14 protein-coding genes are annotated in these 15,176 nt (G+C 58.7%); 13 read left to right on the forward strand and 1 reads right to left on the reverse strand.

The annotated features are described in order from the left end of the window. Positions 1–74: 74 nt before the first annotated feature. From GYN08_RS17745 to GYN08_RS17800, 11 genes are all read left to right on the forward strand, one after another. Positions 75–305 (forward strand): DUF1858 domain-containing protein, encoded by a 231-nt coding sequence (locus GYN08_RS17745; protein ID WP_166277013.1) that lies wholly within the window; start codon positions 75–77, stop codon positions 303–305. Positions 306–367: 62 nt separating this feature from the next. Next, positions 368–2,035 carry a DUF438 domain-containing protein gene (locus tag GYN08_RS23820; protein WP_235946366.1) on the forward strand — a complete coding sequence of 556 codons (1,668 nt, stop codon included), beginning with the start codon at positions 368–370 and terminating at the stop codon, positions 2,033–2,035. A 426-nt stretch (positions 2,036–2,461) separates the two neighbouring features. Next, positions 2,462–3,409, forward strand: a complete 948-nt coding sequence (locus GYN08_RS17760) for an ROK family glucokinase (RefSeq protein ID WP_166277015.1) — start codon at positions 2,462–2,464, stop codon at positions 3,407–3,409. 40 nt (positions 3,410–3,449) lie between these two features. Continuing rightward, on the forward strand, positions 3,450–4,364 hold the full coding sequence (gene rapZ, locus GYN08_RS17765) for an RNase adapter RapZ (RefSeq protein WP_166277018.1): 915 nt from the start codon (positions 3,450–3,452) through the stop codon (positions 4,362–4,364). Positions 4,365–4,377: 13 nt separating this feature from the next. Further along, entirely contained in the window at positions 4,378–5,373 is a 996-nt protein-coding gene (locus tag GYN08_RS17770; protein ID WP_166277021.1) for a gluconeogenesis factor YvcK family protein, read from the forward strand. A 7-nt stretch (positions 5,374–5,380) separates the two neighbouring features. Next, on the forward strand, positions 5,381–6,310 hold the full coding sequence (gene whiA, locus GYN08_RS17775) for a DNA-binding protein WhiA (RefSeq protein ID WP_166277024.1): 930 nt from the start codon (positions 5,381–5,383) through the stop codon (positions 6,308–6,310). Positions 6,311–6,442: 132 nt separating this feature from the next. Continuing rightward, on the forward strand, positions 6,443–6,712 hold the full coding sequence (locus GYN08_RS17780) for an HPr family phosphocarrier protein (RefSeq protein ID WP_018978064.1): 270 nt from the start codon (positions 6,443–6,445) through the stop codon (positions 6,710–6,712). A 263-nt stretch (positions 6,713–6,975) separates the two neighbouring features. Beyond that, positions 6,976–9,093: a beta-lactamase family protein gene (locus tag GYN08_RS17785; RefSeq protein ID WP_235946367.1), complete on the forward strand. Its 2,118-nt coding sequence runs from the start codon at positions 6,976–6,978 to the stop codon at positions 9,091–9,093. A gap of 186 nt (positions 9,094–9,279) precedes the next feature. Continuing rightward, positions 9,280–10,032, forward strand: coding sequence for an SIMPL domain-containing protein (locus GYN08_RS17790; protein WP_166277027.1), 753 nt, complete (start codon positions 9,280–9,282; stop codon positions 10,030–10,032). A 246-nt stretch (positions 10,033–10,278) separates the two neighbouring features. Beyond that, positions 10,279–10,893 (forward strand): DUF4262 domain-containing protein, encoded by a 615-nt coding sequence (locus GYN08_RS17795; RefSeq protein WP_166277030.1) that lies wholly within the window; start codon positions 10,279–10,281, stop codon positions 10,891–10,893. A 168-nt stretch (positions 10,894–11,061) separates the two neighbouring features. After that, entirely contained in the window at positions 11,062–12,177 is a 1,116-nt protein-coding gene (locus tag GYN08_RS17800) for a PdaC/SigV domain-containing protein (protein WP_166277033.1), read from the forward strand. A gap of 217 nt (positions 12,178–12,394) precedes the next feature. Here the strand turns inward: GYN08_RS17800 and GYN08_RS17805 are convergent, their stop codons facing one another. After that, the gene (locus GYN08_RS17805; protein ID WP_166277036.1) at positions 12,395–13,303 is read right to left on the reverse strand and encodes a LysR family transcriptional regulator; all 909 of its coding nucleotides are present in this window, start codon (positions 13,301–13,303) and stop codon (positions 12,395–12,397) included. Positions 13,304–13,413: 110 nt separating this feature from the next. Between GYN08_RS17805 and GYN08_RS17810 the strand changes: the two genes are divergently transcribed. Both GYN08_RS17810 and GYN08_RS17815 read left to right on the forward strand, forming a co-directional pair. Further along, on the forward strand, positions 13,414–14,505 hold the full coding sequence (locus GYN08_RS17810) for a branched-chain amino acid aminotransferase (RefSeq protein ID WP_166277039.1): 1,092 nt from the start codon (positions 13,414–13,416) through the stop codon (positions 14,503–14,505). Positions 14,506–14,650: 145 nt separating this feature from the next. Further along, complete coding sequence (locus tag GYN08_RS17815) at positions 14,651–15,115, forward strand: Rrf2 family transcriptional regulator (RefSeq protein ID WP_166277042.1); 465 nt, start codon at positions 14,651–14,653, stop codon at positions 15,113–15,115. Positions 15,116–15,176 lie beyond the last annotated feature (61 nt).

The raw sequence follows: 15,176 nt of genomic DNA on the forward strand, positions 1-15,176 counted from the left end.
ATAGTTTTCATGCAAATTTAAAGCGATATCGGCCAAGCGGCAGGCTGCGCGAAAGCGGCGGAAAGGGGCGGACCATGGGCAAAAAAATCGATTTGAATCGGAGCGTCTACGAGCTGGTGACCGAGGATCCGGCAGTGTCGACGATCATGATGGGACTGGGATTTCGGCGGATCGCGGAACCGGGGATGCTGGAGACGATGGGCAAGTTCATGACGCCCCTGAAGGGCGCAAAGATGAAACGAATCGACCCGGCGGCGGTGCGGCAGGCTTTTGAAGCGCACGGTTACGAGGTGGAAGAATCATAGATCGGCTCGGGCGGCAGACGAACCGGAGAGAGATCGAGCAGGGAAATAAGGAGGAGAAAATCATGAGCGAACTGATCAATAATCGCGAGCATGCGGCCGGAACGATGGACGAAGACAGGCTGCACCGAAGAGAAGAACTGAAAGCGATCATCAAGGAGCTGCACGAAGGAGCCGATCCGGCACTGGTGAAGGAGCGTTTCCGCGAAGCGGTCGGCAGCGTCGAAGTGGAGGAAATCTCTCTGCTCGAGGAGTCGCTGATGCGCGAGGAAGGCATTCCGGTGTCGGAAGTGCAGCGGCTGTGCTCCGTCCACGCGTCCATTTTCGAAGGTTCGATCTCGGACATCCACGGCTCCGCGCCTGCGGCGCCGGAAGAGCAGCCGGGTCATCCGGTGCACACGTTCAAGCTGGAAAACCGGGAGCTGGAGCGTCTGACGGGATTTTCGATCTCGCTGCATCTGGACAAATTCATGAAGGACGATTCCGACGCCAACCGGTTCAAGCTGCTGGAAGATCTCAACCTGCTGCTGGACGTCGATAAACATTATTCGCGCAAAGAAAATCTGCTGTTCCCTTACTTGGAGCGCTACGGCATCTACGGTCCGACTCAAGTCATGTGGGGCGTCGACGATGCCATCCGGGCCGGGATCAAGGAAGCGAAGCGGCTGCTGGCCGAATACGCGGGAGATCGCGAGGCGGTACGGGCGGCGATCGAAAACGCGGTTCGCGAAGTGGAGGAAATGATCTTCAAGGAAGAAAACATCCTGCTGCCGATGGCGCTGAAAAAGCTGACCGAAGACGAATGGCTGAAAATCGCGGAGGAGACCGAGGAAATCGGCTTCTGCCTGATTCCGGGTACGGCCCGCTGGGTTCCGGTTCGCGCGCCGGAGCCGGGGACGGCAAGTTCCGCGGCCGCGGCCCATATCGGACCGCAGACCGGAGCGGCGGAATCCGGCCTTCAAGCCGGCGAAGCGGGAGCGGAGAAAGCCGCGGCCGCGGCCATGCCGGCGTTCGCACAGGGAAGCGGAACCGCGGGCGCCGCTTCCGGAGCGGCCATGCCGCAGTGGGTCGCGGACATGCTCGCCGCAGAACGAAAATCGGAGGCGGCCGAAGCGACATCGGCGCCGGATCAATCGGCAGGCATCGCCCAACAGGCGGCGAAGATGGCGGCCCAAGCCGCGGAAATGGCCAGACAAGCGGCGGAGCTGGCCGCTTCCGTAAGCGGCAGACCTCTGCAGCCGCCGCAGCCTTCGCCGGGTCCGGGCGGCCCGGACGAAACCGCAGCCGATTCGCCTGCGGCTTCCGCTTCCGCGCCGATCTCGGAAGGCTACGTCCGGTTCGATACCGGCATCCTCTCGGTGCAGCAGCTGGAGCTTATCATGAACCATCTGCCGGTCGACCTGACGTTTATCGACGAGAACGATATCGTGCGCTATTTCTCCCACGGGAAAGAACGGATCTTCGCCCGCACCAAAGCGGTGATCGGCCGCTCGGTGCAGAACTGCCATCCGCCGCAGAGCGTGCATGTGGTCGAAGAGCTGCTTCGCGACTTCAAGTCGGGACGCAAGGATCACGAGGATTTCTGGATCCCGTTCCGAGACAAATTCGTATATATCCGTTATTTCGCGATCCGGGACGAGCGGGGAACCTATCGGGGGACGCTGGAATTCACCCAGAACGCGGCGCCGATCCGCGAACTGGAAGGCCAAAAACGCATCCTGTCGGAAGCGTGACCGCTGCCCGCGTCAGTCGGCGTCCGGACGGAGAGGTGCCGGGTCGGGTCTCGGTATCCGCCCGGAAAGAAAATTTGGGCTCCTGTATTCGAATGTTCAAATATTCGCCCCTTTTCCGCTTTTCGCGGGGAAGGGGTTTTCTCATGCCGGAAGAGCGGAGAAGGGCGAAAACTCGCACCGCGCAGCGGTTTCAACGCCCCCGGGCGTGCCGCTCGCCGGACGCGGACGCGGCGAACAGGCAGGCGGCCGCCGCACGAAGCGGAGAAAAGGCTTTCGATCCTTGCGGGACAAGGCTTTTCGCGATGCCGGGCCAGCTTGACCGCAATCGGGCGTTCGCTTATAGTGGGATACGAAGGAAACGATTTCTGGACTCACGCAAACGGCTTCATCATTTTCTATATTAGAAGAAAAAAGGTGGCTTGTATCATGTCTGAAAATGTCTACGTCGGGATAGATCTGGGCGGCACCACGATCAAAGTCGGTCTGTGCAGCGAGAGCGGCGTCCTGCTGCATACTTACGAAGGGCCAACGGGAGTGGCGGAGGGCACGGAAACGGTAATCTCCAACATGGCGGATTACGTGCGCCGGGTCGTCGAAGATTCGCCTTATTCCTGGGAGCAGCTGGCCGGGGTCGGTGCCGGCGTCGCCGGATTCACGAACGTCCGTGACGGAATCATCGTCATGGCTCCGAACATAGGCTTCAAGGACGTTCCAATCCGCGCCATCCTCGAGGAGCGGCTGGGCAAGCCCGTACGAATCGATAACGATGCCAACGTCGCGGCCCTCGGCGAAGCCTGGAGCGGTGCCGGGGCGGGCATCGAGAACTGCGTCTGCTATACGCTGGGAACCGGCGTCGGCGGAGGCATCATCATCAACGGACGCATTTATCAAGGATTTTCCGGCATGGCCGGCGAGATCGGACATATCGACGTCGTGCCGGACCTGGAAGCGATCCAGTGCGGCTGCGGCCGGGTCGGCTGTCTGGAGACCGTGTCTTCGGCGACCGGCATCATCCGCATGGCGAAGGAAGCGGTGGAGCGCGGCGAACGCACCTTCATTGCCGATGCCAGCCAGATTACGGCGAAGACCGTCTTCGACGCGGCCAAAGCCGGCGACGAAGTGGCGCTGCGCATCGTCAAGCGGGCCGCGTTCTATCTCGGCAAGTCGATGGCTGCCGTAGCGGCCGTATTGAATCCGCAGAGCTTTATTATCGGCGGCGGCGTCTCGAAAGCCGGCGATATCTTGTTCAACCCGATCCGCGAGACGTTCGCGCAGCTGACGCCGGAGCCGCTGCAGCGCGGCGTGCAGATCGTGCCGGCGATGCTCGGCAACGACGCGGGCATGATCGGCGCGGCCGGTCTGCTGATCCGCTAGAACCCGCACGCAATCACCGCAATTCAGGGAGGGAACCCGCATGGCCGAGATTCCAAGCGAAAATACGCCGGCGTCGACCGCTTCGACCGCCACGTTAATGATCATTACGGGAATGTCCGGAGCCGGCAAGACCATCGCCGTGCAGAGCCTGGAAGACCTGGGCTTCTTCTGCGTGGACAATCTGCCGCCGGTTCTGATCCCGAAATTCGCGGAGCTGATCGAACAGTCCAACGGCAAAATCGCCAAGGTTGCGCTGGTCATCGACCTGCGCGGCCGCGAGTTTTTTGCCGCACTGTCCGAGTCGCTCGCTTATATCAAGGACCATTTTACGATTCACAGCGAGATTCTGTTCTTCGACGCCAGCGACGCCGTTCTGGTGCAGCGTTACAAGGAGACGCGCCGGCGTCATCCGCTCGCGCCGGACGGCATGCCGCTCGACGGCATTCGTCTGGAACGGAAAATGCTGGAAGAGCTGAAAAATTCGGCAACGCAGATCATCGATACGACCAACATGAAGCCGGCCGTGCTGAAGGAAAAGATTATTTCCCGCTTCGCCCACATGGAGAGCAATCAGCTGTCGGTCAACGTGACGTCGTTCGGTTTCAAATACGGCGTGCCGATCGACGCCGATCTGATCTTCGACGTCCGTTTCCTGCCGAATCCGCATTACGTCGACAATCTGCGTCCTCTGACGGGACAGAACAGCGACGTTTACGATTACGTGATGAAATGGCCGGAGACCCAGACATTTTTGACCAAGCTGCTCGATATGCTGCATTTTCTCATTCCGCAGTACCGGAAAGAGGGCAAAAGCCAGGTGATTATCGGCATCGGCTGTACCGGCGGCAAGCATCGTTCGGTCGCCATTTCCGAATATTTAGGCCGTATGCTGGGAGCAAGCGAAACGGAAAGAGTACGCGTCAATCACCGGGACGCCGATCGGGACCGCCACTGAGGAGTGAACATACATGAATACTAAGCAACAGGCGCAGCGGCCCGTAAGACGTCCGCGCATCGTGGTGATGGGCGGCGGCACGGGTCTGTCCGTGATGCTGCGGGGACTTAAGGAGCAGCCGCTCGACATTACGGCCATCGTGACGGTGGCCGACGACGGCGGAAGCTCCGGAATTCTGCGCAGCGAGCTGCAGATGCCGCCTCCGGGCGATATCCGCAACGTGCTCACGGCGCTGGCCGACGTGGAACCGCTGCTGTCGGAGATGCTCAGCTACCGCTTCAAGAACGGCAACGGCTTGGCGGGGCACAGCCTGGGCAATCTGATCCTGGCGGCCATGACCGACATCTCGGGCGATTTCGTAACCGCCGTGCGCGAGCTCGGGCGGGTCTTCGCCGTTCGCGGACGGGTCTATCCCGCCGCCAAGGAGGGCGTTATCCTGCACGCCGAGATGGAAGACGGCACGATCGTCACGGGCGAATCGAGCATTCCGGAATACGGCGGGAAGATCAAGCGCATTTTCCTGGAGCCGGCGGAGGTCGAGGCGCTGCCCGAAGCGGTGCTGGCGATCCAGCGCGCCGACGCGATCCTGCTGGGGCCGGGCAGTCTCTATACGAGCCTGCTGCCGAATCTCCTGGTGCCGCAGCTGTCCGAAGCGGTCGTTGCTTCGAGCGCGGTCAAGATGTACATCTGCAACGTCATGACCCAGCCGGGCGAGACCGACGGATTCAGCGTGGGCGACCATTTGCAGGCGGTGTACGACCATGTCGGCAGCCATCTGTTCGACTACGTGCTGGTCAACAGCGGGCATATACCCGAAGACGTACAGAAGCGCTACGCGGAGGAAGGGGCGACTCCCGTCCGTTTGGACCTGGAAGAGATGGCCTGCACGAACTGTACCGTCATTGCCGATACTTTCGTCAAATACGGTACGTATCTGCGCCACGACGCGGAAAAATTGAGCGAACACATTAACCGGCTTGTGGAAGACTGGATGATGCGAAAGGGGTGAACAGTCCATGTCGTTCGCGGCTCAAACCAAGAAGGAACTGACGATGGTGGAGGCGGACGCCTGCTGCGAAAAAGCGGAACTGTCCGCGCTGATCCGGATGAACGGCTCGGTCCAGCTCTCCAACAGAAAAGTAAATCTCGACATTTCCACCGAAAACGCGGCGATTGCCCGCCGCATTTATTCGTTGATCAAAAAACATTTCAGCGTGCATACGGAACTGCTGGTGCGGAAGAAAATGCGCCTGAAAAAAAACAACGTGTATATCGTGCGGATTCCGGCCGGCGTCGAGGAACTGCTCGGATCGCTGAAGATTACGTCGGAAGGATTTCAATTCCTGCCGGGCATCAGTCCCGATATTGTCGGGAAAAGCTGCTGCAAGCGGGCTTATCTGCGCGGGGCTTTCATGGCCGGAGGCTCGGTCAACAATCCGGAAGGTTCTTCGTACCATTTGGAGATTGCCTCCATGTATGAAGAACACTGTCAGGCGCTCGTCGACCTGGCGAACGAATTCAACCTGAACGCCCGCTGCATCGAACGGAAGAAAGGCTTCATCTTCTATCTCAAAGAGGGCGAGAAGATCATCGAACTGCTGAATATTATCGGAGCCCATCAGGCTCTGTTCAAATTTGAGGACGTCCGCATCATGCGCGACATGCGCAACTCGGTCAATCGGATCGTGAACTGCGAGACGGCCAATCTTAACAAGACGATCGGCGCCGCCGTGCGTCAGATCGACAACATCCGCTTCCTGCAGAAGGAGGTCGGGCTGGAAAACCTGCCGGAAAAGCTGCGCGAAGTGGCGGAAGTGCGGTTGGCCCATCCCGAGATCAACCTGAAGGAAGTGGGCGAGATGCTCAAGGGAACGGTCAGCAAATCCGGTGTCAACCATCGGCTGCGCAAGCTCGATATCATGGCGGAGAAGATCCGGGGCGGCTGAGGCCGTCCCTTTTCCCGCTTAAAAACCCGGCGAAGGCTTTTAGACTAGTGTGAGCAACCGAAGTTATGTTATACTGAATATAATAATGCGTTTCGACAGGAACTTCATTTCGCATAGGGGGTAAGATTGCTCATGACCAAGCACCCGGTAGTCGTTCGACTGAAGACGGGGCTGCACGCCAGACCTGCGGCTTTGTTCGTTCAGGAAGCCAATAAATATTCTTCCGAGATCTTCGTAGAAAAGGAAGACAAAAAAGTAAACGCCAAAAGCATCATGGGGATCATGAGCCTGGCTATCAGTTCCGGTACCGAAATTCACATCAGTGCGGAAGGCGCGGACGCCGAGCAGGCTGTAAACGCTTTAATCAGCCTCGTGAGCAAGGAAGAACTGGAGAATCAATAATCGCGGATTCGGCTATCCTGCCTGTGTCCGTCTCACGCAAAGCCCCCTGAATTTCAGGGGGTTTTTACGTATCGTAGGGGCGGTTCGGATGCCGGCGGTTCATTTGGCGGACAACTGTTTAGAGAGCGGGAGACCGAGGGTAAAAGGTAGTACCGATACGCCTGCTATGTAAGCCCGCGCGTCCCTATCCCGACGTACGCGGGCTTTTCCTCCAAGAACATCGGAGCAACTCCATTTGACAGAGCGAAGGGAGCAAGAAAGATTTGAAAAAACATAACGTTTGGAAAGCGGCGTCGGTCAAATGGACCAAAGCCGCCATGGCGGCGGCGCTTGCGCTGACTCTGCTTCCGCCCGCGCTCGTATCCGCCGCGGAGAAGCCTGCGGCTTCGGCAGCCGCCGCTGACCGGGACACCGCGCTGACGGCTTCTTCGGTTACGTCGTTTTTGGACCGATTTTTCGCGCAGGAAGCGATCCAGGAATTGGCGCCGGGCGCCGCGGTCGTCGTCGTCAAAAACGGCGAAGTGCTCGCGGAAAAAGGTTACGGTTACGCCGACGTGGACAGCAAGCGTAAAGTCGATCCGAAGAACGACGTGTTCCGTATGGCTTCCGTATCCAAAACGTTCACGGCCGCGGCGATCATGCAGCTCGCGGAACAGGGCAAGATCGGCCTGGACGACGACATTCGTACATATCTCGGCGGCATAACCTTCGACAATCCGTTCGCCGAACCCGTGACGGTCGCGGATCTCTTGACGCACCGCAGCGGCTTCCGAATTCAGGACCCGCGTCCGGAAGACCTGAATCCGAACCTGAAGGAATACGTCAGCATGAAAGACTATATCGCCAAGTACATGCCCGACGTCGTGCGCGAACCGGGTACCGCTTACATGTACGACAATTTCGCTTTCCTGCTGCTCGGCTACATCGTCCAACAGGCCAGCGGCACGCCTTACGAAACGTACATGGAAAAGAACGTATTCGCTCCGCTCGGCATGAAAAGCAGCGGCTTCCTCTTGACCGACGACCTGAAAAAGCGCGCGGCGAGCGGTTATGCGGCCGGCGAGCCGGTCGAGCCGTATACGGTGCGTCCGACCGTCATGCCTCAGGGCGGCATGCTGTCCACCGCGGACGACATTTCCAAATTCATGATCGCCTTCCTGAACGAAGGAAAGACGGCTTCCGGCGCGCAGCTGCTGAAAGCCGATACGGTCGCTTCGATGACGGAGTACCGCTCGGCCATCCATCCGCTGCTGCCGGACGCCACTTACGGCTTCGAAGCCCCTTCGCAGCTCCCGGGCGCCGGAAGCAGCAGCAAAGTCATCACCAAGGCAGGCGACATTCCGGGCGCCAGCTCGCTGATGTTCCTGATTCCTGAGCAGGATACCGGCGTCTTCGTCGTCTACAACCAAAACGGCGGGCTGCGCGAGCAGCTGTATGCCGCGTTTATCGCCCGTTTCTTCCCGCAGTATGCGATGCCGGCGTCTTTCCCCGCGTTTACCGCGGAATCGCCGGAGCAGCTCGTCCGCTATTCGGGCCTGTACAAGGATCTGCGCGTCGAAAGCGTCGTCTCCAAAGTGGGGCCGGGATCGCGCGGACGCATGGTCATTTCCGACCCGCTGACCGGAGAGCGCGCGCTGCAGCAGGTCGCGCCGGGGCTGTTCATGGACGCGAACAAGCTGTTGGTGGCCTTCAAGACCGAAGCGGACGGCAGCGTTTCCTATCTGAAAGAACCTTATCTGAATCCGATGGGATACGAACAAAAAGGGCTGAAGCCTGCCGGCTTCAACGATATTCCGTCGACGCATCCTTATGCGCAGTACATTTTGAACCTGCAGTCGCTCGGCTACTACCCGAATGATCCCAATCAAGCTTTCGGGCCGGAGCAGGCGGTAACCCGCGCCGAGTACATCGACATGCTGATGCGGACTTCCGCGATTCCGCTGTCCGAGAAAAAGCCGGAGTTCGCCGACATTCAGGGGCATCCGTACGCGGCCGCGATCCAGACGGCGTATGAATACGGCTTGGTGTCCGGCAATGCAAAGGGAATGTTCGAGCCGGATCGCCCGATTACCCGCCAGGAAGCGGCCGTGATCATCTACAACTCGCTCGGCGGCTTATATCCCGAAGAGCTGCTCGCACCGGTCAAGCTGTCGGGCAAGACCGACAAATGGGCACAGTCCGCGGTAAAACTGCTGGTCGCGCTCGGCTATCACGGCCCGGAAGTGAAAGTCGACAAAGCCGGCGCCGCCGATTTCCAATCGAAAAAAGTGCTGACTCGCGCCGAGAACGCGGCGATCAACGATCTGCTGCTGACCAGCACCGTAACGGGCGCTTCGCACTTGGACGACGCGCCGGCCGATACGCAGGGACCGGCCGCCTGACATTCGGATACGGTCGGACAGCCTCTCTGTGTATAGTAAAACTAGGTTTGACCGCTTGATCGCAGCCCTTCCCGCCGCCTATTCAGAGAATAGACGCGGGAAGGCTTTTTTATGTTTGCCCGGCTGCAACCTTTTCTTGCCGGCCCACGTTTAGAGGGTAATCAACGACAATAGGAGGAGAAGCTCATGAAAATGTGGATGAAACCGCTGGGCAGCGTATTGATTGCCGGGTCTTTGCTCGTGGGAGGAGCGGCGCTTCCGGCTTCGGTCGGGATCGGTCAAGCGCATGCCGCGGAGGTGACTGCAATGAACGTCATTAATGTAGTCGGAAAAGGCGAAGTGAAAGTAACGCCGGACGTCGCTTACCTCTATATCGGAGTCGAATCGAACGCGAGCACGGCTTCGGCGGCGCAGAAGAAAACGGCGGCCTCGGTGAACAAACTGAATGCGCTGCTCAAGACGGATTGGAAGATTGCCGCCAAAGATATCGAAACGGATCAGTTCCATGTGTCGCCGAATTATACGTACAGCGAAAAAGACGGTCAATCCATTAAGGATTACAGCGCGGTTCACGTATTGAAAGTAACCTACCGCGACCTGGACAAGATCGGCCAGCTGCTCGATGCCGCTTCCGAAACGGGAGCCAACCGCATTCAGAACATCAGCTTCGCGTCCGAAAATCCCGAGCAATACGAAGAGCAGGCCATCACGAAAGCAATGACCAGCGCGAACGTCAAAGCTGCCGCAATCGCCAAAGCCGCGGGCCGCACGCTCGGCGCGGCGCTGACAATCAGTCAGGACGACGCGCAGGCTCCGATCGTGTACGCCGAGTATCCAATGGCTAAAATGGAGACTGCCGACATGAACGCTTCGACGGCGATCGAACCGGGCGAAATCACTATCACGACCCGTTTGACCGTGCAGTACGAAATGAAATAAGCGAAAATTCTCCGTTTTCCGCCAGGGGAACAAACAGGGAACGACAGAAAGCCGCCATCGCTTCGCGATATGGCGGCTTTCTTGCTTAATTTCGCGCCGCACAGGGGTTTTTTGCGTTATGCAGAGCATGAATATTTTCCGAAAAAAGCATTCGAAACTGTTTGGATTCGACCGTGAGGTTTATAAAAGGAGTAAGAAACGAACGCGGTTACAAATTCTTCGGAACCGAAAAGCGAGGTGATTCCATTGATCGAAACATTGAACATTCCCGAAAGCCGAAAACAATATTACCGAACACTTCTGCACGAAAATCCCGGCCGTAACCTGATCGAACGTTACTCGTTATTTTGTCAGGAGTATACCGATTTTGCCCGTAGAAGGCTTTCCTACATTCCGGAACTGATGCAGCGAGGATGGGTGCCGATCGTTCTGTCGGACGAAGGGATGAACTATGCCTTCACGATCGGATTGGAATACAGCTTCGGACATCCCGAGATTCTGATCGCTTCGCCCAGCCGCCCGGCCCGTCAGCTTGCGCAGATGATCGAGTGGTTTGCCGAACGGGTGGAATTCGGACATCGATTCGAGACAGGAACCGACTATGCGCGCGAACTAAGGCTCCAGCCGGACTTTTACGATCTGGAAGGCGATGCGGCTTTTCGGACTTACGGAGAATCGGACGCGGACAATTATCCGTGCGGTTACCTGTATTCGTTCTACGGCTACTTTGCGGATCGGAACCTGGACAATAACAAACTGCCGATGATTATTTTGGAGCTCGATTTCCCAGTGCGTCCCGCGCCGCCAGGCGGCAGGCTGTCCAGCATCATGGGCGCGCCGAAATGGAACGCGGACGCCTGACCCGGGAGTCGGCGGTCTACCCGGCAGTTTTGACAATTTTGTAAAAAAGCCCGTGCGGGAGTTGCAATACTGTAATGCCCGCTGTCACACTTTTGCGCTCCCGCTCCGGTATACTCACAAAGGGATAGAGATACCAGACACCGCAAGATGCGAAGGAGCTGAATCGACATGAAACGAGCAACACTGACCTTGCCTAAAATGACGAAAATGATGACAGCGGCCGTGCTTACAGCCGGTCTGCTGCTGCCCGCGACCGCAATGCTCGGAACGACCGGCGTTCAAGTCGCAGCCGCAGCGTCGAGCGCTCAGGCGACAAAGACCGTCAAAGCGACCTGGAACGGGAAAGCGCTCGGCGCGAACGCGTTCCAAGCCGCCGGCGATACTTACGTACCGGTGAAGGCGTTGGCGAAAGCCGCCGGCCTGTCGCTGACTTACGATAAAACGAGCGGTCAATACACGCTCGGCACCTCGCCGAACACGCTGACGCTGTCCGCTTATCAAAATCAGGTATGGATCAGCGCGAACGGCGTCGGACTCCAAACGGAAGGCCGAGCCAAGGCGGGAACCATGTATGTGCCGCTGTCCGTGCTGAGCGATTTTGCGGGAATCGACGGAAGTTTGAATGCGGCTTCCGGAACGGTGACGCTCAAGCCTGCGGCCGCCGCCGGCATCAAAGTGACCGAAAAGACGCTTAAAAGCAACTTGAAAAACGCTGTCGTCGATATTCGTTATCCGGTGCTGTCCGGCAGCGCCAAAGGCATCGACAAGATCAATGCGACGCTGAAAAAGCACGCGCAATCGTTCCTGAACGGTTTCGGGAAAGACATCAAAAAATACGAAGAATGGAACGAAGGCCGGGATATGCATTACGAAGCGGACGCCAACTTCATGATTTCCTATAATAGGGACGGATTGTTCAGCGTCGTGACGCAGGATTACGCGTTCTACGGAGGCGCTCACGGCGGCACGCTCCAGACCGGTTACAATTTCGACCTGAAGACCGGCAAAGAAGTAACGCTGAGCCAGCTTCTGAAGGCGAACCCGAATTACCGCGGCGCCATCGACAAGAAGATCGCCGCGGAATTCAAAAAGCAGGGTTCCCTGCTCGAGACCGACGGATTCAAAACGATCGGCAGTGATCCGAATTTCTACGTGAAAAACGGCGGATTCACGATCTTCTTCCAGCAGTACGAATACACCCCTTATGCGGCGGGTATTCCGTCCTTCGACTTCACGTTCGCTTCCCTGCTTCCGAAAGGAACGAATCCGTTCGCGGGACTGTAACCGAACGGTGCGGAAGCGCCGTCCGAGCGGAAGCCTGCCGGCCTCGGAGTTTGTTCGACGCTTAGGCTCGCTTGCACGAAAACAAAAAGCCCGGAACCGAACCGGCGCGGATCTTTTCCGCGCGGTACGGTCCGGGCTTTTTTTCGAAAGGCCGCCGCTTCGTTGGACGCGCCGCACGTCCGGCAAAGGAGCTTGCTGCTTTTACGGTTTGCCCGGTTTACGTTCTCGGCGGCTTCCCTTCGACGAGTTCGCGGATAAAGCGCTCGGCGCTTCTGGATAAGTAACGGTCCCGGAGCCATACCAGACCTACTTCCGCCTGAAGAACGGCGTCTTCCGGTTCAAGCATGCGGAAATCGTCCGAGCGGAACGACGAGAGCACCGAGCGGGGCAGCAGCGAAGCGCCGAGTCCCTGGGCGACGAGGGCCAGAATAACCGCCACGCTGGAGCACTCGCAGAACACGCGGGGGACGGCGCCCCTCGCCGCGAACTCCTGCATGATGCGCTCGTGCATCCCTGTCGTCCGGTCGGTCTTCAGCGTCAGAAAAGGACGGTCGGCCAGTTCGCTCAGGCAGAAGGAATCGCGATCGGCATATTCCGGCCAGCCGGCCGGCACCGCCGCCGCCAGCGGATCGGGCGGGAGCGGAGCGACCTCATAATCGCCGGCATCCGGCGGGGCTTCGAACGGAAGGCGGGCGACGATCAGCTCGATCTGACGTTTGCGCAGCAGCTCGGCGAGCTGGAAGTGGTCGCCTTCCTGAATCTTGAAGGTGACGGCGGGATGTTCCCGGCCGAAGCGCTCGATCGCGCCGGGCAGCAGGGAGACGCAGGAGACGACGGCCCCGATCGACAGCGTTCCGCCGATTCCGGCGCCCAGCTCCCGGATTTCGAGCAGCGTCTCCTCGAGGCGTACGAGAAGTTCTTCGGAGCGCTCGTAGAGCCGTCGGCCCGCTTCCGTCGGAATAAGCCTGCGGCCGCTCCGATCGAACAGAGGCGTGCCGAGTTCCTCTTCCAGCAGCTTCATCTGCCGGCTCAGCGGAGGCTGTTCCATGTTCAACGTTTTGGCGGCGGAGGTGATTTGACCCTCCCGAACGACGGCGGCGAAGTAGCGAAGCTGGCGCAAATCCATCTTTTTTCTGCTCCTTTCATACTTTTGGGGTATGCAGAACCGACGAAAAGGATATTATTAATATAGGTAAGAGACTGATATGATTCAATATAAAAAGAGGAGCGTGCATCATGCAGGGTGAACTGAAGATTGAAGAAACGACGCAGCGCAAACCGAAACCGGATACCGCCAATCTGTCTTTTGGCGTTTATATGACGGACCATATGTTTACGATGGACTACGACAAGGGACAGGGTTGGCATGATGCCAAGATCGTGCCTTACGGACCGATTCCGATGGATCCTGCCGCGAAAGTGTTCCATTACGGGCAGACGATCTTCGAAGGCATGAAGGCTTATACGGGACCCGACGGTTCTATCCGCCTGTTCCGTCCGGAGAAGAACTTCGAGCGGTTCAACCGTTCCTGCCGCCGGATGAGCATTCCGGAGATCGACGAAGCGTTCGTTCTGAACGCGCTCAAAGAGCTGATCAAGCTGGACCGCGGCTGGGTGCCGTCGGCTCCCAATACGTCGCTGTATATCCGTCCTTTCGTCATCGCGACGGAGAATCATCTGGGCGCGAATCCTTCGATCCGCTACAAGATGATGATCATTTTGTCTCCGGTGGGAGCTTATTACGCGGAAGGGCTGAATCCGGTACGGATTCATGTGGAAACGCGCGACGTGCGCGCGGTCGCGGGCGGCGTCGGCGAAGCGAAGACGGCCGGCAACTATGCGGCAAGCATGCAGGCGCAGGAAAACGCCTACGGAGCCGGCTACTCGCAGGTGCTCTGGCTGGACGGCGTGCATCGCAGGTATGTCGAAGAAGTGGGCAGCATGAACGTGTTCTTCCGCATCGGGAACCGGATCGTGACGCCTTCGCTCAGCGGCAGCATTTTGAACGGCATTACGCGGGATTCGTCGATTCACATGCTGCGCGACTTCGGCATCGAAGTGGAAGAGCGTCCGATTACGATCGACGAACTGTATGCCTGCGCCGAAGACGGCACGCTGCTCGAGGCGTTCGGCACGGGAACGGCAGCCGTCGTCTCCCCGATCGGCGAAATCGGCTGGAACGGCAAAACGGTCAAGATCGGCGGCGGAGAGACCGGCGAATGGACGAGCCGCTTGTACGAGGAATTGACTTCGCTGCAGCGCGGAGACACGGAAGACCGCTTCGGCTGGACGCAGACGGTCTGCAGCGCCGAGACGACCCAGGGTTGACTTTAACGGTTAATGTCACTACAATGATTGCACAAAACAACGGACCGGACGGCTTATGTTTAAGGAGCGGCCGTTCGGAAGCCGGGTTCGCGGCCCGGCAATCGTTCAATTTCCAAGCGTACGCGCCGGAAGGGAGGAATGCGAAGTGAATATCAGCACAAGATTTCCGGTCGCGGTGCACACCCTGATTCTGCTTAGCGCTTCGCAGCCCGGAACGGCTACCTCGGAGATGATCGCGTCCAGCGTGAATACGAACCCGGTCGTGATCCGGCGGATTACGGGCATGCTCGGGCGGGCCGGACTTGTCGAAGCGAGAGCCGGAGTAGCCGGCGCGCGGCTCAAGAAGCCGCTGGCCGAGATTACGCTGCTGGACGTGTACAAGGCGGTGAACGCCGTCGGCGAAGGCGGGTTGTTTGCCGTGCACGACAGCCCGAATCCGAACTGCGAAGTGGGCCGCAACATCCAGGCCGCGATGAACCCGATCTTCATTTCGGCCCAGCGCGCCATGGAGCAGGTGCTGGAGGGAACGACCGTCGCCGACGTAGCCGGCGATATTTCGCAGCTGGAAGGCATCGCGCTTCCGGATTTCTTCAGTCCGGCGGGCCGTTGACCGTCCCGCCGCTTGCGCTGCCGAAGACTCGTCGTCAATCCGGTAAGCCCGGACAGCATAA

It is taken from the genome of Saccharibacillus alkalitolerans (assembly GCF_011090185.1).
Lineage (GTDB): Bacteria > Bacillota > Bacilli > Paenibacillales > Paenibacillaceae > Saccharibacillus > Saccharibacillus alkalitolerans.

Bases quoted from the DNA above. Each gene is read 5' to 3' on its own strand.
- GYN08_RS17745 (WP_166277013.1), top strand. From the start codon at position 75: ATGGGCAAAAAAATCGATTTGAATCGGAGCGTCTACGAGCTGGTGACC.
- GYN08_RS23820 (WP_235946366.1), top strand. From the start codon at position 368: ATGAGCGAACTGATCAATAATCGCGAGCATGCGGCCGGAACGATGGAC.
- GYN08_RS17760 (WP_166277015.1), top strand. From the start codon at position 2,462: ATGTCTGAAAATGTCTACGTCGGGATAGATCTGGGCGGCACCACGATC.
- rapZ (WP_166277018.1), top strand. From the start codon at position 3,450: ATGGCCGAGATTCCAAGCGAAAATACGCCGGCGTCGACCGCTTCGACC.
- GYN08_RS17770 (WP_166277021.1), top strand. From the start codon at position 4,378: ATGAATACTAAGCAACAGGCGCAGCGGCCCGTAAGACGTCCGCGCATC.
- whiA (WP_166277024.1), top strand. From the start codon at position 5,381: ATGTCGTTCGCGGCTCAAACCAAGAAGGAACTGACGATGGTGGAGGCG.
- GYN08_RS17780 (WP_018978064.1), top strand. From the start codon at position 6,443: ATGACCAAGCACCCGGTAGTCGTTCGACTGAAGACGGGGCTGCACGCC.
- GYN08_RS17790 (WP_166277027.1), top strand. From the start codon at position 9,280: ATGAAAATGTGGATGAAACCGCTGGGCAGCGTATTGATTGCCGGGTCT.
- GYN08_RS17800 (WP_166277033.1), top strand. From the start codon at position 11,062: ATGAAACGAGCAACACTGACCTTGCCTAAAATGACGAAAATGATGACA.
- GYN08_RS17805 (WP_166277036.1), bottom strand. From the start codon at position 13,303: ATGGATTTGCGCCAGCTTCGCTACTTCGCCGCCGTCGTTCGGGAGGGT.
- GYN08_RS17810 (WP_166277039.1), top strand. From the start codon at position 13,414: ATGCAGGGTGAACTGAAGATTGAAGAAACGACGCAGCGCAAACCGAAA.